This is a genomic window from Streptomyces sp. bgisy027, assembly GCF_057710365.1.
The window spans coordinates 144181-166993 of the sequence record NZ_JBYIVZ010000005.1; the positions used below are offsets into that span (position 1 = coordinate 144181).

General features: G+C 72.8%; 17 protein-coding genes. 7 read left to right on the forward strand and 10 right to left on the reverse strand.

Going from position 1 to position 22813, the window contains the following annotated elements; all coding sequences use genetic code 11:
* Nucleotides 1-96 precede the first annotated feature (96 nt).
* The 5 genes from AC3ETA_RS07330 to AC3ETA_RS07350 form a co-directional block, all read right to left on the reverse strand.
* Nucleotides 97-651, reverse strand: a complete 555-nt coding sequence (locus tag AC3ETA_RS07330) for a Pycsar system effector family protein (protein ID WP_432191972.1) — start codon at nt 649-651, stop codon at nt 97-99.
* The gene (locus AC3ETA_RS07335; RefSeq protein WP_432191973.1) at nt 648-2408 is read right to left on the reverse strand and encodes a hypothetical protein; all 1761 of its coding nucleotides are present in this window, start codon (nt 2406-2408) and stop codon (nt 648-650) included. Before AC3ETA_RS07335 ends, AC3ETA_RS07330 begins: the two co-directional genes overlap by 4 nt.
* Nucleotides 2401-5025: a hypothetical protein gene (locus AC3ETA_RS07340; RefSeq protein ID WP_432191974.1), complete on the reverse strand. Its 2625-nt coding sequence runs from the start codon at nt 5023-5025 to the stop codon at nt 2401-2403. Before AC3ETA_RS07340 ends, AC3ETA_RS07335 begins: the two co-directional genes overlap by 8 nt.
* Before the next feature lie 5 nt (nt 5026-5030).
* Nucleotides 5031-5876 (reverse strand): nucleotidyl cyclase domain-containing protein, encoded by an 846-nt coding sequence (locus tag AC3ETA_RS07345; protein WP_432191975.1) that lies wholly within the window; start codon nt 5874-5876, stop codon nt 5031-5033.
* Between the two features lie 187 nt (nt 5877-6063).
* Nucleotides 6064-6786: a Crp/Fnr family transcriptional regulator gene (locus AC3ETA_RS07350; RefSeq protein WP_432192085.1), complete on the reverse strand. Its 723-nt coding sequence runs from the start codon at nt 6784-6786 to the stop codon at nt 6064-6066.
* Between the two features lie 461 nt (nt 6787-7247).
* Here AC3ETA_RS07350 and AC3ETA_RS07355 point away from each other — a divergent pair, with 461 nt between their 5' ends.
* From AC3ETA_RS07355 to AC3ETA_RS07370, 4 genes are read left to right on the forward strand one after another with little or no spacing between them, the layout of a single operon-like run.
* Complete coding sequence (locus tag AC3ETA_RS07355; protein WP_432191976.1) at nt 7248-7634, forward strand: CU044_2847 family protein; 387 nt, start codon at nt 7248-7250, stop codon at nt 7632-7634.
* 2 nt (nt 7635-7636) lie between these two features.
* Nucleotides 7637-9796 carry a VMAP-C domain-containing protein gene (locus AC3ETA_RS07360; RefSeq protein ID WP_432191977.1) on the forward strand — a complete coding sequence of 720 codons (2160 nt, stop codon included), beginning with the start codon at nt 7637-7639 and terminating at the stop codon, nt 9794-9796.
* On the forward strand, nt 9793-10743 hold the full coding sequence (locus AC3ETA_RS07365) for an AAA family ATPase (RefSeq protein WP_432191978.1): 951 nt from the start codon (nt 9793-9795) through the stop codon (nt 10741-10743). The genes AC3ETA_RS07360 and AC3ETA_RS07365 overlap by 4 nt, the downstream gene beginning before the upstream one ends.
* A 31-nt stretch (nt 10744-10774) precedes the next feature.
* The gene (locus AC3ETA_RS07370) at nt 10775-14128 is read left to right on the forward strand and encodes an SAV_2336 N-terminal domain-related protein (RefSeq protein ID WP_432191979.1); all 3354 of its coding nucleotides are present in this window, start codon (nt 10775-10777) and stop codon (nt 14126-14128) included.
* Nucleotides 14129-14200: 72 nt separating this feature from the next.
* Here the strand turns inward: AC3ETA_RS07370 and AC3ETA_RS07375 are convergent, their stop codons facing one another.
* From AC3ETA_RS07375 to AC3ETA_RS07395, 5 genes are all read right to left on the reverse strand, one after another.
* Complete coding sequence (locus tag AC3ETA_RS07375; RefSeq protein ID WP_432191980.1) at nt 14201-15190, reverse strand: malate dehydrogenase; 990 nt, start codon at nt 15188-15190, stop codon at nt 14201-14203.
* A 460-nt stretch (nt 15191-15650) separates the two neighbouring features.
* Complete coding sequence (locus tag AC3ETA_RS07380) at nt 15651-16928, reverse strand: helix-turn-helix domain-containing protein (protein WP_432191981.1); 1278 nt, start codon at nt 16926-16928, stop codon at nt 15651-15653.
* Between the two features lie 420 nt (nt 16929-17348).
* Nucleotides 17349-17840, reverse strand: coding sequence for a helix-turn-helix domain-containing protein (locus tag AC3ETA_RS07385; RefSeq protein WP_432191982.1), 492 nt, complete (start codon nt 17838-17840; stop codon nt 17349-17351).
* A 209-nt stretch (nt 17841-18049) separates the two neighbouring features.
* Entirely contained in the window at nt 18050-18535 is a 486-nt protein-coding gene (locus AC3ETA_RS07390; protein ID WP_432192086.1) for a DUF3017 domain-containing protein, read from the reverse strand.
* Nucleotides 18536-18560: 25 nt separating this feature from the next.
* Entirely contained in the window at nt 18561-19415 is an 855-nt protein-coding gene (locus tag AC3ETA_RS07395; protein ID WP_107903926.1) for a bifunctional methylenetetrahydrofolate dehydrogenase/methenyltetrahydrofolate cyclohydrolase, read from the reverse strand.
* A gap of 434 nt (nt 19416-19849) precedes the next feature.
* Here AC3ETA_RS07395 and AC3ETA_RS07400 point away from each other — a divergent pair, with 434 nt between their 5' ends.
* The 3 genes from AC3ETA_RS07400 (at nt 19850) to AC3ETA_RS07410 (ending at nt 22804) form a co-directional block, all read left to right on the forward strand.
* Nucleotides 19850-20332 (forward strand): hypothetical protein, encoded by a 483-nt coding sequence (locus AC3ETA_RS07400; RefSeq protein WP_432191983.1) that lies wholly within the window; start codon nt 19850-19852, stop codon nt 20330-20332.
* 154 nt (nt 20333-20486) lie between these two features.
* Nucleotides 20487-21236, forward strand: a complete 750-nt coding sequence (locus AC3ETA_RS07405) for an FHA domain-containing protein (RefSeq protein WP_432191984.1) — start codon at nt 20487-20489, stop codon at nt 21234-21236.
* Complete coding sequence (locus AC3ETA_RS07410; protein ID WP_432191985.1) at nt 21233-22804, forward strand: protein kinase domain-containing protein; 1572 nt, start codon at nt 21233-21235, stop codon at nt 22802-22804. The genes AC3ETA_RS07405 and AC3ETA_RS07410 overlap by 4 nt, the downstream gene beginning before the upstream one ends.
* The last annotated feature ends 9 nt before the right edge of the window (nt 22805-22813 follow it).

Here is a 22813-nt window from a genome sequence, read left to right on the forward strand (position 1 = left end):
ACGCGTGTGCGTCGCCGCTGGTGCGCGTGCGTGCCGTGAACGGCGATGCGTTGGCGCGGGCGCGGTGGTACATCCGTCGCGCGTGCGCCCCCGTGGTCAGCCCGAGGTCAGTCCCCAGAGCACGGCCAGCGCCGCCGACGGGGCGAGCGCGCCCACCCCCCAGCGGATGGCCCGGTACTTGGCCGACAGGATCGAGCTGACGTCGACGGCCTGGACGAGGAGCCACTTGGCCGGGTCGCGCCCGGCCTCGCCGACCCGGGCGGACAGCCCCGCGAGGTCGCGGGAGTCCACCAGGTCGCCGAAGTACGTCACCCCGTCCCCGCCCCGGACCGTGCCGGTGCGCGGCATCAGCGCCGCGACCAGCGCGGCCACCGCGACGGCCCAGAGCACGCCGGACAGGACCAGCGTCAGGTCGGCGAGCCCGTCCCAGCCGGGGGCGCCGCGCCACCCGGCCAGGAAGGCGGGCAGCGCCAGCGTGCCCGAGAGGAGCACGGCCGCCTTGGAGTCGGCGCGGCCGAGGTCCTCCCGCACCGTCGCCAGCAACCGCTCGGCGACGATGCGCTCCCCCGCCCGGTCGTTGCAGTGCCGACCCCCGTCCGGCACAAGCACGACCGGGTCGGGGGAGGTCCGTGCGCCGCCCTCGGCGCTCATCGGTCCTCCTCAGCCCAGGACCAGCCGTCGTCCTCGGCGCGCCTGCGGCGACGCGACCGCTCCCACTCCCGCTCGTCGTCGGGGTAGTACGGCTCCGGCCGATAGGTCCGGGGCCGTTCACCGGAGCGCGGCCCGTCCTCCGGCTCGGCACCGGGGACCGGTCCCGCGGAACCGAGCTCCGGCCGCCGCGGCAACCGCCGCACCTCGACCTCGTCGTCGGGGCGGTAGGGCTCGGGCCGGTAGGTCCGACGACGGTCCCGGGCGCGGGCCTCGTCGTCGTGATCCGCGTAGGCACCCGGCCGCTGATTCCCGGTCCGGTCACCGATGAGCGAGTCGTCGCCCCGGTCCGCGTAGCCACCCGGCCGCTGATTCCCGGTCCGGTCACCGATGAGCGAGTCGTCGCCCCGGTCCGCGTAGCCACCCGGCCGCTGGGTGCGGGTCCGGTCGCCGATGCGCGGGGCGTCGTCGTGGTCCGCGGAGGGACCCGGCCGGTGGCCCTGGCGTCCGTCCCGCGAGCGCGGGTCGTCGTCGTGGTCCCCGTAGGGGGCGTACGGCTCCGCGCGGTACGTCCGCCTGCGGGCCCCGGCGCCGGACTCGTCGGACTCGGCGTCGTCGCGCGCGTCGTACCGCTCGCCCCGGTCGGGACCGCCCCGCCCGGGCCCGCGCCGGTCGGACCCGTACCGATCGCTTCCGTACCGGTCGGAGCCGTACCCGTCGCCTCCGTACCCGTCGTCCCCCCGGTACCCGTCGGACTCGCCCCGGCGCGGTGCCGGCCGGTGGGGCCGGCGCCTGGGCGGTTCGTCCGAGGCCCAGTCCGGGTTGAACTGCCGGTCGCCGGCGGACGCCTCCAGCTCCCGGGGCCGGCGCGCCGGCACGGTCCCGATGGGCCCCACCATGGGCCGGCCGTCGCCCTGGTTGAGCAGGTTGAGGACCTGCGTCTCCACGTCCACGGTCGCGAGTTCGCCCCGCTGGGCCATGGCGAAGAGCCGGGCGACCCGGTCCTTCTCGTCCTGCCTGCCCTCCTGGCGGATCTTCTCCAGGAAGTCCTTCGCGCCCTCGGGGTCGGCCGCCAGCATGAAGCTGAGCTGCTCCAGCTCCCCGCCCTGCAGCATGCGCCGGTACGACTCCTGCCGCAGCCGGATCACCTTGGCCTGGGCGTGCGCGTTCCGCTCCTCGTCCGCGTGCTCGATGGTCCGGTCGTCCACCCGCAGCCTGACGTACAGCCGTACCCGCAGGCCGAGTTCGGAGCCGAGGTCGGCCCAGCGCCCGCCCGCGCACTCACGGGTGATCGCCCGGTTGGCCTGCTCGGCCTCGGTCACCCGGTAGGTCGTGGTGACCTCCCGCAGCCGTTCCAGAACGGGGGAGGTGAGCCGGTTGGCGACGTCGGTGACGACCTCAAGAGCGGCCAGATGCGGGTCGGTCACCGCCCACTCGATGTCCACCTCCGCCTTGAAGAAGGTGGTCCCGCCCGCGGCCGGCAGCTCCATCTGGAGCGGTGTCACATAGGTGCCGAGCGCGATCTCGCAGATGCTGTGCGGCCGGGCCAGCACCGGCTTGTCGACGTGCTGGACCCCGGAGGCCCGCTTCACCGTGTAGCCGCCGTTCCGGTAGAACTGCACCACCGCCGAGCGCGGACTCACCCGTGGATAGCCGTCCGTCAGCGGGTTGAAGTCCCGCAGGAACGGGCCCGCCGGCGCCGTCGGCTCGGGACCCTCCGTCTCCTCCGACTCAGGCGCCCGGTCCTCGTTCTCAGCCATGCCTCTCCTCCTCCCGCGTCCTGTCCCGACGCGGCCGTGCCTGACGCGGCCTGCCCTCCGGCTCGACGGCGAGCCACCACAGGTCGCGCGCCTTCGGCTCGGGGAGCGGCTTCTCCGGGTCGTTCATCATTCGGCGCAGCAGCCAGTCCAGCCGCCGCCGGTCGTGCTCCTCGGTCGACAGCGCGGGCAGCAGCGCCGCCAGCCCCGGCCGGGTCCACTCGGCGCCGCTCTTGCGCTCGGCCGAGCGCAGCAGCTCCTCCAGCGAGTCCATCGCCACGTCCTTCGACCGCGCGGTGTTCAGCGCGGTCCACATCAAGTCGGCCATCGCGGGCACCAGTTCGGGCCGGATGGCGGCGAGCGCGAGCAGCACCGGCCAGTCCCCGCGGTCCCCCCACGCGCAGTCGCTGTCCTCGGCCGGCGAGTCGGGGTCCATCAGCAGTTCGTCGACCGTGGTCAGGGCGAGCCGCACGGTCGCCGCGAGCCCCAGGTCCTGGTACGGCTCGCGCTTGTGGTGAGTCCACTCGGTCATCCGCTCCAGCACCTCGGCCGCATCCGGCAGCACCAGCAGCCGTACGACGTTGTGGGAGGCGACGCCGGCCAGTTCCCCGTCGTCACGGACCCCGATCCTGGCGAGCGCGTCGAGGGTGTCGTCGGTCGTGGCGGCGGCATTGCCGTAGCCCAGCGCCCAGGCCGCGGTCCAGCGCTGGGAGGCGGTGCCCTTCCTGCTCCAGTCGCCGACCAGCTTGTGCACGGCCCTGCGGTGCGAGTCGTGCCCGGCGGCCTGGTCCAGGGTGGTGGCCGCGAAGATCAGCCGGCGGTTGGTGGTGGCGTCGGCGAGCGGGCGGACCAGCTCGGTGTAGCCGTGGTCGAAGTCCCGTACGCACAGCTCTCCGGCGGCGACCGCGGCGCGCATCCACACCTGGGAGCGCGGGTCGTCCGCGAGCAGCCGCAGCCAGCGCACCACCGGCGCCCGGACCGGGAAGTGCCGGTCCCACAGCTCGGTCAGCACGGCGGACGGCAGGGCGGAACCCCGGTAGAAGATCAGCCGCGCGGGCACGTCGTGGCCGTCCACCTCGACCTTGCCGTCGGTCAGTTCGGCGCGCGAGAGCGCCACGTCGGCTTCCGGGTCGTCGCAGAACAGCGGGCGGGCCGGGGTGTTGTCCGGGTCGGACTGCACCGACAGTTCCCAGGTCAGCAGGTGGGCGGCGGCAGCCACGGCACTGTGCGAGGCACCGCCGAGGACGGCCAGCGCGATCCGGAACGCCACGGGATGGAACAGGGTCGCCGTGCCCGAGCGCGTCCGGGCACGGTCCGGCCGCTCCGGTTCGGCCGGCGGCGCGGTCAGCGCCCGGTCCACGCCCGCGAACCACTCCTGGGCCTGTTCGGCGGCGATGCTGCGGCAACCGGACAGCAGGTCGTCGTAGGAGACGTCCCCCAGCACGTGCCCGGCCAGCAGCGACGCCAGCAACTCGGCCTCGGCGGGCCGCAGATCGGTCAGCCCGACCGCGTCCGTGACCTCGTCCCGGGCCGCGAGGTCGGCCGCGCGGGCCAGCAGGTCGTCCAGGGACGCGGCGTCCTCGCGTGCCTCGGAGGTACGTTCCTCCAGGCGCTCGCGCAGCCGCGTGGTGAGCAGTTCGTCGGTGGGCGCGGGCGGGCAGAGCATGCCGTAGCGTCCGGCGAGCAGCGGGTTCGCCGCCGAGCCGACGGTGACGACGATCACCGCGAAGGCGTCCCGGCGGGCCAGGGCCGCGGCGAGCTCGTCGAGGTCCATCTCGTCCGGGGGCAGCGCGTCGGGCCGGTTCAGGGACAGCTCCAGCAGATGGCCGGTGCCGTGCCACGCCTGGCCGCCCTCGCCGTCGAGCGTCTCGGCCAACTGCCGGATCCCGCCGTCGGAATCGACCCGGCGCAGGCGGGCGGCGGGCTCCTCGTCGGTGCCGTTCGCCGCGGCGGTGGTGACCTCGTCGAGCAGGGAGAGCGCCGTACTCGTACGCCCCGTGCCGGGCGCGGCACCGAGCACCAGCAGGCGCCGGGCGCGCAGGGTGTTGCGCAGCCGTACGTACCCCTCCGGCGGCACGTGCGCCCGGCGCAGCCTGCGCAGTTCCTCCTCGGGGACGGGGCCGCTGCGCATACCGGCGCCGGGACGGCGGGCGCCGAGCATGAGGTTGATGTTGTCGCCGATGTGGGCGCTCTGGAGCCGTGAGTGGGCGAAGCTGATCAGGTCGCGGCGGACGTCGAACAGCAGCCGGGTGGCCCTGCGGGTGCGGGCCGCGGCGGCGAGGTCGGTGGGCCCCTCCTCGCCCTGGTCGTCGGCGAGGGGGTCGCGGGTGCGCTCCTTGAACCGGCCCGCGGCGCGCTCGCGTTCCGCCTCCCGCTCCTTCTCCTTCTCCGCTTCCTCGTCCTCGGCGGTCTTCTCCTCGTCGGAGTCGTCCGCGTCGTCCCGGTCCCGGCCGTCGCGGCCCTGCCTGCGGTCGTCGCCGCTCTTCCTGCCGTCCCGATCGCGCTTGCGGTCGTCGCCCTTCCTGTCGTCGCCGCTCTTCCGGCCGTCGTCGGACGACCGGCCCCCGCCGGGCTCCTCCGGGGCGTCGTCCGCCGCGCCGCCCTGCTCGTCGTCGCTCACTCGGCTCAGCCCCTCCCCTTCTCGGTGGCCTGGTTGCCGGACCCGCCCATCTGCACGGTGCCGCGGTAGACGTTGTGCTCGTTATGGAAGGCGTCGCGCCTGACGTTTTGATGAATCCCGACGTGACCGGGCCGGTGGCCCTCCGTGTCCACGGCCTCGAAGCCGTCCTCGTCGCCTTCGCCGGGGTCGTCGTCGAGCCGGTCGTCGGCCGCGGCGGCCGGCTCGGGGCCGGAGGGCGCCGGCATGGCCCCGGGGATCGCCGGAGCGGGCCGCCCGGGCAGCTGGAACCAGGCGGTGACCTCGCCCTCCTTGAGCGCCAGCCGGGCCGGTGCGTAGTGCGCGGGCTCGATGAACTTGCCGCCGGCGCTGACCACGTCCTCGTACAGGGACTGCGAGGTCACCAGCACGAGGTCCGCCTTCTCCGTGTCCAGCAGCCGCCGCGCGACGGAGGAGTCGGCCAGCCGGCAGGCGAGGTCGACGGCACGGCCGCTGATGCCCCGCGCGTCGTGGCGGACCGGGCCGACGTGCATGCCGATGCGCAGGCCGAGCGGTACGGCCAGGCCGCGGTTCTCGTCCCGCAGCTTCTCGTGCACCTCGACCAGCCACAGGCCGAGCAGCCGGCTCGCCGCGATCCGCCCGGCGACCGACACGAGCACGCCGTCGCCGCGGTCCTCCAGGTGCACGGCGTCGCGCGCGACCTTGGCATGGGTGAAGGCCGTCTCCAGCACCCGGTAGATCCGGGCGCGCATCCGCGGCTTGTCGACGTCGTCGTACTCGCCGGAACGTCTGGCGTCGACGCTGATCACCAACTCGTAGTGCGCCTCGGTGAGTTCCGGTGCGTCGTGGTTCACCCGTGCCCCCTGCATGATCTGTTCGCTTGCCGAAGAGGTGGTTGGTGCTGATGGCCGGCGCCGAGGAACCTCGGCGGCCACCGTCCGGACGGCCCGTGACGGGTCGTCGGCCGAAGGGTCCGTCCCCTCAGGGTCGGTGCCGGAAGGAGATGCGTCTGTAGCCGTTTACACACGGCGGGGCGTGGGTCTACTCCTGATGACCGTCCGCGAGGAGGGCGAGCAGGGCGGGATCGAGGATCTCCACCATCCGGTTGCCGGTGCGCACGATGTTCTGGGTGCGCAGCAGCCGCAGCGCCTTGGCGACGGCTTCGCGGGTGGCGCCGATGGTGGCGGCCAGCTCGTCCTGGGCCAGCTGGACGACGGGGCCGGAGACGGCGGTGCCGCTCGACGGGGCCGCCGCGGACGGGGCGTAGGGGCCGGAGGTGTCCGCTCCGGACAGCTCGATGAGCCGGCCGGCCAGGCGTTGGAGCACGGTGAGCGAGGCGAGCGCGGACCGCTCCTGGTCGGCACTGCGGAGCCGGAAGGTGAGCTGGCGTATCACCAGACCGCTGACCCGGGGGTGCAGGGCGAGAAAGCGTCGGAACGCGTCGCCGGCTATGACCTGGGCCTCTGTGGGGCCCAGCGCGCGCACGGTGGCGCTGCGGGGATGCTGGTCCAGCGCGGCCATCTCGCCCAGCAGTTCACCCGGGCCGCGCAGGCCGAGTATCAGCCGGGTGGCCCCGCGGTCCGTCGCCACGGACACGGTCACCCACCCCCGAATGATGATCACGACGTGACTGGACCGGTCGCCCTCGGTGAGGAGATGGGCATCGGCCGGATAGCGCTTGTGATGACCGAGGGCCATGACGCCCTCGTGCTCCTGGGGAGTCAGCGTCTGTGCGAACGCCAGCTCATTTCCGAGCAGCCCCATGGCCAGTCCCCCGCCGCAGTCCTGACGCCTGGATTTTCGATGGGTGTCGATGGTGGCAGGGCGAAGGTTCACGCCGAGCGGATTGCGCCATACCGGGGGTACTGGCCGGTAGTTACGGAATGCCAGGTTGGTCGCCCCGTCACCCCACCCCTCCGTTACGTCCCGCCCCTCACCGAACACGGCGGATCGCGCCCGGCACGCCCGCACCCCGGCGAACGACCGTGAGGTCAGACCCGACGCTCGAACACGGAGCCGCCTCGACGCCGTGATTCGGTCAGCGGACGGAGAGTTGGCGAAAAACTCGGGTTTGGGCCGCGACAGCGGTGATGGTGGGGTGGTTGCGAGGTGACGAGTCGGTGGGCGGCACGACGATCACGCACCCTCCGTCCTCCGCTGCACGCGGATGCGCCGGTCGTCGTGAACTCTCCTTTCACCTATGGGAGTTACGTCACAATGGCGTCGTGTCCACCTATCTGGAATCAGAGTTCAACGACGGTACGCCCGTAAGGTTCCTGCTCACTCCCTCGACGGCAGCCGCCGAACCGCTCCCCGGACGGGACGACGACCTCCCCGAGGGCATGGGGCAGGCCGTCCCCGTCGCCACAGGCGGGAGCCGAGCCGTCGCCAACCTGGCGGCCGGTGCGCTGCGCGGCGCGCTCAGACCGCTCGGGCCGCTGCTGCAGGAGGTGCACGACGCCGCCTCGGCCGTACCGAATCCGCCGAGCGAGTTCAGTGTGACCTTCGGCGTGCAGGTCGGGCAGGACCTCAAGCTCGGCATCGTCGGTGGCAACGGGCAGGCGCACCTCACCGTCAGCGCCAGCTGGAAGCCGACACCCGGCGCGGAGTGACCGTGGGGTGGTTCAAGCAGATCGGGACAGGGCCCGGGGACGGGGCAGGGCCTCGAGTGGCGACCGTGCGCCGGACGGCAGACGGCAAGACGGCGGGCGCGGCGGTCGTACTCGGCGTCGACACGGTGCTCACCTGCGCACATGTCGTCAACGACGCTCTGGGCAGGTCGATGTTCGAGCCTCGGCCGCCCCGGCTCGACGAGTTGTTCGTCGAGGTGAAAGGAGCGCGGAAGACCGAGCAGTACCCCGCGCGTGTGGCGCACTGGATCGAGCCGCGCGCCCGCGACGGAGGAGCCGTGCGGGACGGCGACGGGGAGTGGCACGGCGACCTGGCGGTGCTGCGGATCGACGCGCCGCCCGGTTGGGCACCCGCGCCCGATCGCCGTACGGCCATGGTGCCCGGCCAAAGGGTCCGCGCCTGGCACGGCAGCGGGCACAGTGCGACCTTCGCCGATCTGCGGGTCGCGGCCCTCGACGGCCCGATCGGCTATCTCGACGGCGAGGGCACCGGCATGGCGGTCGGCCCCGGCTACAGCGGCGGCCCGCTGTGGTCCGAGCAGGACGGGGCCGTCGTAGGACTCGTCGCCGCGCACTTCATGCCGCCGTGCGATGCCGGCGGCGCGCCGCTGCCGCACAGTCCACAGCATCTGATCCGGCGCAGCTGGGGCATCCCCTGGCAGCGCATCGAGGCCGAACTGCGGCCACTCGGCGTCCTCCTCGGCGAGGATGCCGAGGACAGCGAGGACATCGACCGGGACGAGCCCGCGTTCGGCATGCTCGTCAACGCGGTCCGCAACGCCCTGCCGTCGCCGTACTCGCTCGGCGACACCGCCCGCCAGCTCGCGCTCGCGTGCGACGTCGGGCAGGGCAGCCCCGTCAGCCCGCCCCCCATCGAGGAGTTCGTGACCTTTCTGCTCCGTCACCCTCGTGCCCTGGCGGCCTTCAGCGAGATCCTGCGGCCCAGGAACCCCGCGGCCACCGACCGCCTGCTGGTCGCCGGCCGGCTCTCCCCGACTCCGCTCCTGCTCTCACCGCGCGAACGCCACCGGCTGCACCAGTTGCTGCGCAAGGTCGACCGTCCGGTGCTGGAGCGGATCCCCGAGGCGGTGCGTGAGGCCGCCAAACGGGTCACGGTCCCGGCGGACGGGGGCACCCTGGACGTCCTGCTGGACAAGTTGGAGGAGCTGTCCGGGGACGGCTACTCCGACGACGGCGAGGTACGGGTCCCGGCGCTGCTCAGGGTCGTCGAGTACGTCGCCGTGCTGTGCCCGCCGCCCCGGCAGGCGGAACTGCGGCTGTGGTCGGACGGTGTGCGGGTACGGCTCGGCATCCCGGAGGCGGCTCTGCGGGAGCGGCGCTCGGACGCCCAGGACTGGTCCCGTGTGCTGCGCGGCCGTGCCCCGCGCAAGCGGGTCCTGGTCCAGGTGGCGCGGGCCGGGCGGGGCCGGCACCGGCTGCGTATCTGGTGCGACGAGGGAACCGGGCTCCGGCAGGTGTCGGCGGACAGCAGCGCCTCGTACGCGGCGTCCCGAGCGGCCCGCGAGCTGCTGCGCGTCATGGAGGCCCTCACGCCCTCCGCACAGGACGGCGGGCGGCCGTTGGTGGAGGTCCTGGTGGACCGCGCCGATCTGAACCTGCCGGTCGACGAGTGGGCGGCCCAGGTACCGGGCGAGGTCGTGCCGGGCGTACTCGGCGTGGAGTTCCCGCTGGTCGTGCACTGCCCGGAACTCCTGCGCCGGCACGAGCGTTTCCTTCCCGACTGGCGAGAGCGGTGGAGACAGCTCGATTCCGGCGAGACACTCGTCGTCTCGGACCCGACGCAGGACCCTCATCAGATCTACTACGAGCTGATGGGCCGGCTGGACACGGTCCGGGTGTCCGTCGACGTGCCGCCGGGGCCGCGTGACGCCATCGTTCAGATCTGTCTCGCCGTGGGCATACCGGTGGTGGTGTGGGACCGCGGCCGGGACACGCCCTCGCATGTCACCAAGCACATGTCGGACGTCGCCACCCGTGAACTGCCCGACGGGGTGAGGATCTACCGGGCCAATGCCCGGGGCACCCGTGCCCCGGAGTTCCCCGGCCGCCCGGTTCTCGCGTGGGCGGACGCCGACCGCACCGTCCCCAGACTGCATCTGAGCGAACCACAGGAGAGCGCATGACCTCCGTCTTCGAGGCCGACTGGCGCCTCTTCCGCGGCGATGGCGTCCCCCGTGACGTCGCACTGCCCTCGGCGCCGCCCTGGCGCCGGTTCAGCCCGACACCGGCCCTCCGCCCCGAACTCCCGTATCTGATCCAGCCGGAACACGCCGACATCGTCAACGCCGCGCTGCATCTGCGCCGCCCGCTGCTGGTGACAGGACCGGCCGGCACCGGCAAGTCGTCGCTCGCGCGGGCGGTCGCGCACGAGCTTCGGCTCGGCGGGCTGCTGCGCTGGTCCATCAACAGCCGGTCGACGGTACGGGAGGCTCTCTACCAGTACGACGCGATCGGCCGTCTGCGTGAGACGACGCTGAGCCGCGACCGTGGCGAACGCGAGCCGTCGATCGGCACGTTCATCAGGCTGGGCCCGCTGGGCTCGGCGCTCGTCCCGTCCGCAACCCCACGGGCACTGCTCATCGACGAGATGGACAAGGGCGACGTCGACCTGCCCAACGACCTGCTCACGGTCTTCGAGGAGGGCTACTTCGACATTCCCGAACTGACCCGTCTTCCCGAGGACATGGCAGACATCGAGGTCCGCACGGCCGACCACCGGGGCACTGTGACGGTTCACCAGGGCCGGGTCCAGTGCGCCGAATTCCCCGTCGTGGTCATCACCAGCAACGGCGAGCGCGAGTTCCCGCCGGCCTTCCTGCGCCGTTGCGTCCGCCTCGCCCTCCCGGTGCCGGACGAGGCCCGCCTGCGCGCCATCGTCACCGCGCACCTCGGCGAGGACGCCCTGCGCGACGCGGACGACCTGATCGAGGCCTTCCTGCGCCGCCGCGCCCCGGGCGAACTGGCCACGGACCAACTCCTCAACGCGGTCTTCCTGCGCAACGGCGGGGTGGACCTGGACGCGGAGGGCTTGCTGGACGCCGTTCTGCACCAGCTGACCGGGGCACTGTGACAGCGGTGGGCGTCGTGCGGGCGGAGGCGTCGTGAGTGCGGGCGGGGGTGGTACACGGCTCACCGAGGCGCTGCGGGTGCTGGCGGCCGCCGGACAGGAGCTCGACGCCGATCAGGTGCTGGACGTGCTGTGGCTGGCACGACGGTTGCCCGGTGGGGCTCGGGCGCCACTGAAGCGGCTCGCGCGCGTCGAGCAGCCGCTGCCGCAGCCGCCGGCCCACGACGCACCGGAGAAGGCCGTGTCGTCCCCGACCGCGCCGGAGCCCGATCCCGACGATCCGGACCTGCCCGACCTCGCCGCGCCCTCCCTCTACGCGGCCGCCCAGCAGCCCCTGCCGACGATCCCCGAGATCCGGCTGCGGCAGGACCCCGGGCCGGGCAAGGCGCTCCCCGTGCGGGTCCCCGAGAACAAGGCCCTCACCGGCGAGCTCGAACTGGGCCGGGCGCTGCGGCCGTTGCGACGCCGTCAGGCCAGCCCGCACCGACTGGAGATCGACGAGGAGCGCACCGCCACCGAACTCGCCGAGACCCTCCTGCCCGACGTCGTGCTGCGCCCCGTGCAGGAGCGGTGGCTCCATCTCGTGCTGCTCATCGACGACGGCCTGTCGATGCTGCTCTGGCACCGCCTCGGCGCCGAACTCCGCACCCTCCTCGAACGCCTCGGGGCCTTCGCCGTCACCCGCGTCCTGGGGCTCGACACGAGCGGTTCCGATGAACCACGCCTGCACGCCCGCCCGTTCCGCCGCGACAGCGCCCCCGTGCCGCTGAGCGCGGTCGGCGACCCGTCGGGCCGTACCCTCGTCCTCGTCGTCAGCGACGGCATGGGCGCCTCCTGGCGCAGCGGCGCCCTGCACGACCTGCTGTCCGTCTGGGCCTCCCGAGGCCCCGCCGCCCTGCTGCACACCCTGCCGCCGGACCTGTGGGAGGGCTCCGGCATCCAAGCGGAGCGCTGGCAGGCCACGACCCGGCGGATCGGCGGAGCCAACACCTCCTGGGAGATCACCGACCCGGTTCTGCCGCCCGACCTCGCCCGCTTCGGTGGCGTACCGGTCCCGGTCCTGGAGCCGACGGCCACGTCCCTGCGGAACTGGTCCCGTCTGCTCGCCTCACCCGGCGCCACGGTCGAACTGCCGCTGCTGACCCGACCGCGGCGGTACGGCGACGCGGTCACCGCACCCCCCGGCCCGGGCGACGCCCAGTACTTCAGGGACGCGGCCAGCCCGGAGGCATACCGGCTCGCCGCCCATCTGGCGGCCGTGTCGCCGCTCACGGTGCCGGTCATGCGGCTCGTGCAGACGGCGGTCCCGTGGCGGGCGCGGACCTCCCACCTCGCGGAGGTCTTCCTCGGCGGTCTGATGCGGCCGCATCCCGCACCGGTGCCGGGCCCACTGCCCGCCAAACACCAGGTCTTCGACTTCTCCGACGCGTCGAGGTCGGTGCTCCTCGACGCGGTCCCGCAGTCCGAACTCCTGCGCACCAGCCGCAGCATCGGCCGGCACCTGGAACAACTCGCCGGCAACTCGCCCGATTTCCCGGCCTGGCTCGCCCACCCGGACGGCTCCGCACAGCTTCCCGGGTCGCACCGTCCGTTCACGAGCGTGGAGCGACGTCTGCTGACCCGGTTCGGGGTGTCCTTCGACCCAGGGGTGCACGGGCTGGAGCGAGGCCCGCTGCAGCGGGACACCTCCCCGGACGGCTGGCAGCCACTGACCGGCGACGACCCCCGGCAGCTGGGCCGGTACCGGCTGCGCGCCCGACGACGGCTGCGGCGGACGGTGGAGTACGACGGCATCGACCGGCAGGGCACCCGGGCCATGGTGCACGTGGCACGCCGCGATCTCCCCCTGGACACCTCCGACTTGATCCTTCAGATGTCCGCGGCTCTGCGCTCGCTGGCCGGGCACTACGCGCCCGCCGTGCTCGCCGAGGGGACCGACACCGCCGACGGCGCACTCTGGCTGGCAACGGCCCCGGTCCATGACGACTCCGGTACGCGGCCGCCGCCACGGCTCGCCGATCTCTTCAACCAGGCCCACCGGACCGGCACCGCCCCCTTCGACAAACTCACCGCGCTCCTGGTCGGCTGGCATCTGGCGAGCGGGCTGGCCCTGTGCCACCTCCACGAGATCGTGCCCGTGGATCTCAGCGCCGAGAACATCTTCGTGCTGCGGCGGACGGTCATGTTCGCCGACCTGTCCGACTGCGCGGTGGCCGGCCAGTACCTGGGCACAGGCCCCATGCCGACCTCCGAGGACAACGTGCGCGCGCTGGGCGAACTGCTCCAGCTGGTCAGCAGCAAGGCGGGGTGGGAGCTGCCAGGACAGCCCGAGGGCATGCACCTGTGGCAGGGCGACACCTGGGCTCCGCTGCGGCGGGTGGTACTGCGCTGTCTCGGCACGGATCCCGCCGAGCGCCCCACTGCCGGCGAGGTCGCGGACGTCCTGGCCAATTACATCGCCCACGAGCACGTCCCGGCACGACAGCCCAGCTCCAACGCCCCGCGGGCAGTGCGGGTGCCGCTCGTCCTCCCGCCGACCGCCGTGTCGCCCACTGCCGCGCCTCCGATCCGCTCGCCCCGGTTCGCCGCGGCCCGCCGTGATCGGGAGGCCCGGCTGGCGCGCCTGCGGCAGCCCCTGCGCCACGCTCGGCGCGTGACCCTGATCGGCGCCTACCACTACAGCGGCCGGGCCACCACGACCATGGCACTGGGTTCGTTGCTCGCCGCTGTCCGGGGTGAGCCCGTACTCGCCCTTGACGGGGCGGCCGACGAGGCCGCCCTCGGCGCCTTCCTCACCCGCCGGAACCCGGCCACCGTGCGCGATCTGGCCGACCTGCCGACCGGAGCGTCGTACGAGGAGGTCCGTTCCCACACCACGCGCCTGTCGTCGGGCCTGGAAGTCGCCGCATGCCCGCCGGGCCACGTCCGTCCGAACCTCGTCCACGCCCAGGCGTACACCCACGCGCTGGCGCGCACCGCGCCCTACTATTCCTTCGTCCTCACCGACTGGGCGCCGCTGCGGCTCGACCGGTCGGCCGACACGGTCCTCGATCTCACCGACCGGCTGATCCTGTGCTGCGGCAGCGCCGGCTGGTTCTTCGACGCCGCGTGGCGGATCCTCGACCGGCTGCGCAGCAGCGGGCGGCGGCACCTGGCGGACGAAGCGATCATGGTCGTGACCCAGGTCGAGGGGGTTTCCGGCCGCCCCGTGCCGGACGACCTCGCCGCGCGCTTCGACATCGGCGCCGACCAGGTGGTCGCCGTCCCGTTCGACAAGACCCTGCACGCGCCGGGGTTCCGGGAGCTGGACCGGCTGCGCACACCGACGCTGAACGCGTTCCTGGACCTGGCCGAGTTGGTCGTGGCGGACCGGGACGAGGGGACGTGAGGGATCGGACGCAACGATCCCCGGGCGGCCGCAGCCGCCCGGGGATCGCGTGTCGGGGCCGGAGGACGGCCGTCAGATGAGGCCGAGCGAGCGGACCGCCTCGCGCTCCTCCGCCAGCTCGGCGACGGAGGCGTCGATGCGGGTACGGGAGAACTCGTTGATCTCCAGGCCCTGGACGATCTCGTACCGGCCGTCCTTGGTGGTGACGGGGAAGGAGGAGATGAGCCCCTCCGGCACGCCGTAGGAACCGTCGGACGGGATGCCCATCGACACCCAGTCGCCGTCGGCGGTGCCGTTGACCCAGGTGTGGACGTGGTCGATGGCGGCGTTGGCGGCGGAGGCCGCGGAGGAGGCGCCGCGGGCCTCGATGATCGCCGCGCCGCGCTTGGCGACGGTCGGGATGAAGTCCTCGGCGAGCCACTTCTCGTCGCTCACGACCTCGGCGGCGTTCTTGCCGGCGATGGTGGCGTGGAAGATGTCCGGGTACTGGGTGGCGGAGTGGTTGCCCCAGATCGTCAGGCGCTTGATGTCGGCGACCGTCGAGCCCGTCCTCTTCGCGAGCTGGGTCAGCGCGCGGTTGTGGTCGAGGCGGGTCATCGCGGTGAAGCGCTCGGCCGGTACGTCCGGCGCGGCGGCCTGCGCGATGAGCGCGTTGGTGTTGGCCGGGTTGCCGACGACGAGGACCTTGATGTCGTCCGCGGCGTGGTCGTTGATGGCCTTGCCCTGGGGCTTGAAGATGCCGCCGTTGGCCTCCAGCAGGTCACCGCGCTCCATGCCCTTGGTGCGGGGGCGGGCGCCGACGAGGAGGGCGACGTTGGCGCCGTCGAAGGCGACGCTCGGGTCGTCGCTGATGTCGATGCCCTGCAGGAGCGGGAACGCGCAGTCGTCGAGCTCCATGGCCGTGCCTTCGGCCGCCTTGAGCGCCGGCGTGATCTCGAGAAGTCGCAGCCTGACCGGCACGTCCGCGCCGAGCAGCTGGCCGGAGGCGATGCGGAAGAGCAGGGCGTAACCGATCTGGCCGGCCGCGCCGGTGACGGTGACGTTCACGGGAGTGCGGGTCATTGCGTTCTCCGTATGACAGCTGGCGGTGGGGCGTCCTTGCCCCCGGGGTGCGGGACCTAGGCCCTGTCGACCTAGAGATGATCGATCTCTTGGCGTCGAGAGATCCACCGGTCAGGCTATCGCGCATCCGGGATCCCGCACGGCCGGGTGCGTGTGGCCCACCCCACAGAACTGCCACGAGTGCCACAGAAGGGGGCGGCCGCCCGGTTCGGGAGAGGGAAACCCGGGCGGCCGCCTGTGGGGGTACCGATGCCGGACTCCCGTGGGGGGTACGGTGCGCGTGCCCACTTTGCGCTGCCGCATTCCTGCCCCACCGGAATTCATTCCGCCCGCGCGGGGCGGCCGCGGCGACCGGACGGTGAGCGGCGCGGGGGCTGCGCGGACACCCCTGGAACGCGAACGGCGGCCGAAGGGGCCACGCCCCCTCGGCCACCTCGGCACCGGTCTCGGCGGCGCCCCGCTACTGCGTGCAGCCCTCCGGCCCCGCGGCCAGGGTCGCGCAGGCGATCGCCTCGCCCGCGTCCTTCACGGCCACCATCGGCGTGTACGCGATCGTGTCGCCGACGGCTGTGATCGCACCGGTCTCCTTCGCCTTGCCCGCGGTCACGGCCACCTCGTCGCCCTGCGCGGCCTGCGTGATGCGTCCCCACGCCGCGCCGCACGTCTTGCTGTAGCGCACCTCGACCACGGCCGTGCCGACGGTCGCGGTCCTGGCGGTCGTCACGAGGTCACCGCTGCACCCCATGACCTCCGCGTCCTTGCCGGTGCAGGAGGCACCGCTGCACTTCACGCCGGGCGGCAGCTCGGTGTCGGCCGAGGCGGTCGGCGAGGGCGACCTGGCGGCCTCGTCGTCCTTCTTCGCGCTGGTGCCGTCGGTGAAGTAGAACACCGCGGCGATCACGACGAGGACCCCGACGACCCCCGCGAGGAACATCGTCAGCCGGCGCTTCCCACCGCCCCCGCCGGAGGGCCCGGCCCCCGGACGCGGCCCCTGCGGCGGCTCGCCGTACGGATTCGGCGTCCCCGGCGTCCATGCGGCCCCCGACGCCGCGGCGGACGGCCCGGACACACCGGACGCGCCGGATGCCGAGGACGCTCCCGTGGCACGGCCGCCGCCCGTCGGCGACGGTCCCCGATACCCCGCGAGGCCCCACGAGTTGGCCCCGGAGGCCCCGGCGTCCAGGCCGTCGCCCCCGCCGGCGCCCCGCACGGGAGCGTCCCGGACCGCGGAGTCGCGCGTCTCCGGCGCCGTGGGCTGCACCGGCACGGACGGCGGCACGGTCGGTGCGACGCCGGCCGGACCGGCCACCCCGGGCTTGGGGGCGGTCGTGGCGCTGCCGCCGCGGTGCGCGCCCTTGCCCGTCTTCGCGCCGCCCTTGGCGTTCGCCGGGGGTGCCCCGAACTCGCTCAGGGCCGCGCGGGCCTGCGAGATCCGGATGGCCTCCATGGTCATGTCGTGACGCATCTCCGAACGGCTCCACGCACGCTCGGCGAGCTCCCACATGGTCGTCAGATGAACCGGATTCGTACCGGTGACCTCGGCGAGCGCCACGATCGCGCCCTTGGGCGCGAGCAGCCGCCCGTTCAGATACCGCTCCCAGGACGTCTTGCTGTATCCCGTGCGGTCGGCCACTGCCGCGACGCTCAGACCACTGCGGTCCACGAGCCGACGCAACTGGCTCGCGAACTCCCTGACCTGCGGATCGAGTTCATCCGGCAAGGCCCTCCAACGAGGCATTGCTTCCCCCCTCTTCCCCCCGGTTCGTGCTGGTGTTTCACGCGATCCCCCGCGCGTGGTGCCCTCTGCCGAGTCCCCGATGTGGCTACCCAAAGGGATGCGCCCAGCAAGGATCTCAGTTCCCGGGGTGGGGGCGCACGGGAGCATTGGGACTGTGGGCATGCACCGTCGCACGCCCACCGGACAGCGTCCAGTGTTCCACCGGCTCCCCGCACCGGCGGACACAACCCTGGCAGTAAGCCCTTGCAGGCCGACGGGACGCCCCGGACGTCCCGATCGACCACGCTAGCCCGCTTACTGAACGAATTCCTTGTAAATCAGCGAACTTGTCAACACATCGGCACACAAACATCACATGTACGATCACTCACGCCACATGCCTGCCATTCGGGCAAGTCGGACGCGCTCGCCACGGCGGGCTCACCCCAGCGCAACGGCCCCGATCACGGCCGCCAGCACCAGCATCACGGCGAGCACGACGGCCACCATCAGCAGCCTGCGCGACGGCGGCCCCGACGTCCTGGGCGGCGCGTCCCACCAGGGCAGGGTGGGGTCGTCCTCGTACTCCTCACCCTCGGCCTGCGCACCACCGACGGCCGGCGTCGCCCCCTCGGTCTTCTCCGGCACCGTGACCGGCTTGGGCCACGCCTGCACGGCCAGTTCCCAGCGGACCCCGAAGCGCTCCGCCTCGTCCTTGTCGATCCCCGCCACCCGGCACAGCGCGACGACCGCCTGCCGGGGCGGGGGCTGGGTGGCGTTGAGGTAGCGCTGCCAGGAGGACTTGCTGTACGCGGTGCGCGCGCCCAGCGCGACCAGGCTCAGGCCCGTACGGTCCTTGAGCTGCCGCAACTGCTCCACGAAGTGCCGCACCTCCGACGGCAGATCGTCGGGCAGCGGCTGCCACGCACCCATCGCTCACCTCCGAACCGAACCCGATCGGGTGACGACACGACATGCCGCATTGGTTCCCCCGGCGTATCCGACGTAGCGGAACGGTCACTTCCGTGCCACAGCGCACTGACAGGCGTTGAACAGCGCCTTCGCCGTGCCCGAGGGTTGACGCAGACGGCGGTCCGTCCTTCCTCGGGGGAGAGGGCGGACCGCCGTCACGTCGAACGCTCCTAGTTCTCCACCGTGAAGTGCAGCGTGTCCTTGAGGAACGGGACCTCCAGCCATGGCTTGGGCTGCGCCATCATCGCCAGCATCACGATCGCCAGGCCCAGCACGCCGTACGTCACTATGTCCGTGAAGCGGGACCGTACGGCGAGCATCCCGACGCTCGGCAGCAGCCACCGCATCACCGCAGCGGCGAGCAGGGCTCCGCCGACCAGCAGCGTGCCGACGCGGAACGCGTCGAGCGCGGTGACCAGCAGGCCGGCCCCGGCCAATCCCAGGACGACGAGCACGGGCCACTGCCGGGCGGGCGCCGGCAGATCGCCGGACGCCGCGCGGCCGCCGCCCTCGGGGCGTGCCGTGTCGCGGGTGAACAGCGGGAAGCGACGGGTGGTCCGGCGGGGCCGGCCCTCCGCGTCGGGCGCGCTCACCGGATCCCGGACCTCGATCTCCTCGACGTCCTCGGTGTTCCCGGTCTCCTCGACGCCCTGGATCTCCTGCGCCTTTCCGGCGCCCGGCTCAGCCGACACTGCGCTCCGCCGCCTCGACCACGTTGACCAGCAGCTGCGCCCGGGTCATCGGACCCACGCCACCGGGGTTCGGAGAGATGAAGCCGGCCACCTCGGCGACGCCGGGGTGGACGTCGCCCACGATCTTGCCGTCGGCGCCCCGCGAGACACCGACGTCGAGGACGGCCGCGCCGGGCTTGACGTCCTCCGGGCGGACCAGGTGGGCGGAGCCCGCGGCGGCGACGATGATGTCGGCGCGGCGCAGGTGCGAGGCCAGGTCACGGGTGCCGGTGTGGCACTGCGTGACGGTCGCGTTCTCGCTGCGGCGGGTCAGCAGCAGCGGCATCGGGCGGCCGATGGTGACACCGCGGCCGACGACCACGACCTCGGCGCCCTTGATCTCCACGCCGTACTGACGGAGCAGGGTCAGGACGCCGTTGGGGGTGCAGGGCAGCGGGGCCGGCTCGTTCAGGACGAGGCGGCCGAGGTTCATCGGGTGCAGGCCGTCGGCGTCCTTGTCCGGGTCCATCAGCTCCAGGATGCGGTTCTCGTCGATGCCCTTGGGCAGCGGCAGCTGGACGATGTAGCCGGTGCAGGCCGGGTCCTCGTTCAGCTCGCGGACGACGGCCTCGATCTCCTCCTGGGTGGCCGTGGCGGGCAGTTCGCGCTGGATGGAGGCGATGCCCACCTGGGCGCAGTCGCGGTGCTTGCCGGCGACGTACTTCTGGCTGCCGGGGTCGTCCCCGACCAGGATCGTGCCGAGTCCGGGCGTGACGCCCTTCTCCTTCAGCGCCGCCACGCGGGCGGTCAGGTCCGACTTGATCGCGGCTGCGGTGGCCTTGCCATCGAGAATCTGGGCGGTCATGACTCCCATCTTCCTGGATGACGCCCTCCCGGTTCCAATCCGGGTCCCACGTGGCCTCCGTCACGCCATCCACGCCCGTATCCGCCCATGATCAGCGATGTTGCACTTGCACAACGCATAGGGAATGCGGCTGGACAAGTAAGAGCACACTAAAGAACGATGTGACTGCAGTGCCGCGGGCTGTACCGGGGGGACGAACCGCATTCAGTCAGATCTCCTCCGCACCGTGCCGCGCGTCCCCGCACTCGGACAACGGAGGAAAGACCGCCATGAGTTTCGGCGACCCGAACAACCCCTACGGCCCGCCTCCCCAGCAACCGCCGACCGCTCCCGGATACGGCTACCCGCAGCAGGCCCCTCCCGGAGTCCCGCCCCAGCAGGGCTACGGTTACCCGCAGCAGCCGGCGTACCCCGGTTACCCGGGGGGCAACCAGATGGTGCCGCAGTCGATGCCGGGTCTGCTCGTCACCGCTCGCGTCTTTCTGTTCATCATCTCGGCGGTGCAGATCCTGGCGGGTCTCGGCTGGCTGTACGTTGCGGCCATCGCCAACGACGTCTCCGACGCTGCGGACGACCTGAGTTCGTCCTCCGACGACCCGTTCAGCGCGATCGGCGAAGGCGGCGACATCGCGGCCGGCGTCCTCGTGCTGATCGCACTCATCGCGCTCGGCCTCGCGGCGCTGTCCATCACGCTCGGCGTGAAGTTCAGCAAGGGCGGCCAAGGGATCCGGATCACCACTGTGGTCTATGGCGCGCTCGGCACGATCGTCGGCCTCATTTTCCTGTTCATCGGCCTGGACTCGGGCCTGGCCACGGCGGTCATCTTCCCATTGCTGTGGGTCGTCTTCGGCGGAATCATCACGGCCGCGCCGGTGGTGAGAAGCGGCACGGCCTGGTTCAACCGCCCGCGCTACTGACGTACACCGGACCTTCACGGAAACCGCAGTAGCAGGGGCGCAGTTTCACGCCAATAACAGCCGAGGGCCGTGTCTCACCTGTTCGAGGGGGGCACGGCCCGGCTGCGTCGTCCTACTCTGACGTGGGTAGCCGTCAGGCACGGGGAGACGCACCTTGTACAGCCTCATCGTGGTACCTCCGCCGACCACGGAGGACGAGAACCGACGCAGCCGGCACAGGCTGGCGCCCGGCGAACTGCTGGGCTTCGGGCGATCCGTTTCCGACAACGACCTCGCGATCCCGCACGGCGGGGTGTCCCGCAGGGCCGGTGAGATCACCGCTCAGGGCGCCTTCTGGATACTGAGCAACCTCAGCCGGGAGCAGACGTACGTCGTCGAGAACCCGGAAGGCGCGGGCGAGCACATCAAGGTGGGGCCGGGGCGGCTGGACGCGCCGATCCCGTTCGAGTTCTCGCGGATCGTGCTGCCCGCGGCCGGCGACCTGCTGGCGATCGAGGTGTGGGCGCCGCGCCACGACTACCTCAGCTCCGAGGGCAGCCCGGACGGGGCGACCACCGCGCCGGCCTTCTCGGTGGACCGCACGAAGCGCTACTTCGCCGTCCTCGCCGCCCTGTGCGAACCCCGCCTGCGCGGTGAACCGCACGCCGCGCTGCCCACCGTCGACCAGGTCGTGGACCGGCTGCGCCCCAACTGGCCGGCCGCCTCGCGCACCTCGGTGCAGTGGAACATCGACTACCTCGCCGTGAAGCTGCGGCTCAAGCCCGGCCCCGAGACGGCGGACACCGGCCCGCGCCTCAACGGCAAGAAGGAGTCGCTGGTGTCGCTGGCGCTCCGGTTCGATCTCGTACGGGAGGACGACCTGGTCGTGCTCCGGGAGAGCGCGGCCGGCCGGGTCGCCCGGTGAGCGAGCCCTACGCCGTGCCGGTGCCCAGGGGGTACCGGGTGGGCGAGTGGGAGGTGCGGGAGCCGATCGCCACGGGAGCGTTCGGGAGCGTGTACGAGGCCAGACGCACCGGGGACGCCGAGGACCTGCCGAGGACCGCGGCCCTGAAGTTCCTGCCCACCGGCACCGGAACACCCCGCCAGCTCACCCACCTGCGCGAACTCGTCGAGCGCGAGGTCGAGTTGCACCGCCGGCTGAAGCAGCCGCGGCTGGTCCGGATGTACGACACCCTCACCGTCGACGACCCGGTCCACCCCACGCTCGACGGCGCCACCGTCCTCGTACTGGAGAAGGCGGAGGGCTCCCTGTCCACGCTGCTGGCGGCGGACCCGCGCCCCGCCGCCGGTCCCGCCCTGCTCGCGCAGATCTGCGAGGGGCTCGCGCAGCTGCACCACGCGGGCTGGGTGCACGGCGACCTCAAACCGGCCAACGTGCTGCTGATGGCGGACGGTTCGGCCCGGCTCGCGGACTTCAACATGGCGGCGGAGCTGGAGGGCACGCACGCGTACACGCCCGCGTTCTCCACGCCCGACTACACCCCGCCGGAGCTGCTGTGGTCGGAGATCGGCGAGCGGGGCCGCCGTATCCGCCCGTCGGCTGACGTCTGGGCCTTCGGGGTCCTCGCGCACCTGCTGCTGACCGGCGCCTTCCCGCTGCCCGGCGGCACCCCGACGGCCCGCCGCGACGCGGCCGCCGCCTATGCGCGCGGCACCGACGAGCTGCGGCTGTCCCCCGAACTCCCCGACGCCTGGCGGCAGATCGTCCGGGACTGCCTGACCCGTACGCACGAGGACCGCGTCGGCACCCAGGACCTGCTGCGCCGGGTCGAGTCCGCGGCCGGCACGGGCCGTTCGCCGCGCCTGCCCCGGGCCCTGTTCCCGCGCCGCCGCTCCCGCCGCACGTCGGCGCTGGCCGCCGCGACCGCCGTGATGGCGGTGTCCGCCCTCGGGTACGGCATCAGCAGCTGGGCGGACGGCGGCGGCAACGGCGGGGCGCCGGGCGGCGGGAGCACGAAGGTCACGGCCGCCACGTACGGCGCCGCCGAACTCCGCACCGACAAGGGCGTTCCGGTGTCCTACCGGCGCCTCATCGTCGACTCGGCCCACGACTGCGTCCGGCCGCAGGTCACGCCCGCGCTGATCGCCGCCCTGCTGAAGGCCGAGAGCAATTTCGACCCGGACCTGTCCGACCCGTCCGCCGGCAAGGAGGGCGAGTACGGCATCGCCCGCTGGACGCCGAGCCTGCTGCGCTGGTGGATCCGCTCGGACGGCGTCCCCGCGGAGGCGACCCCGCGGCCGCCCCTCACCCCGGCCGAGTCCATCCCGGCCGTGGGCCGCTACCTCTGCTACATGGAACCGCTGCTGCACAGGACCGGCCTGTCCGGCGACCGCCAGGTACTGCTGGCGGCGGCCTACCGCACGTCGACCAAGGTCGTGAACAACGCGGGCGGGGTTCCCCCGAAGTACCGCGACTACGCCACCCGCGTCGCTCACTACCTCAAGGAGTACACGCCGCCCGGGAAGAAGTGACCCTGGGAG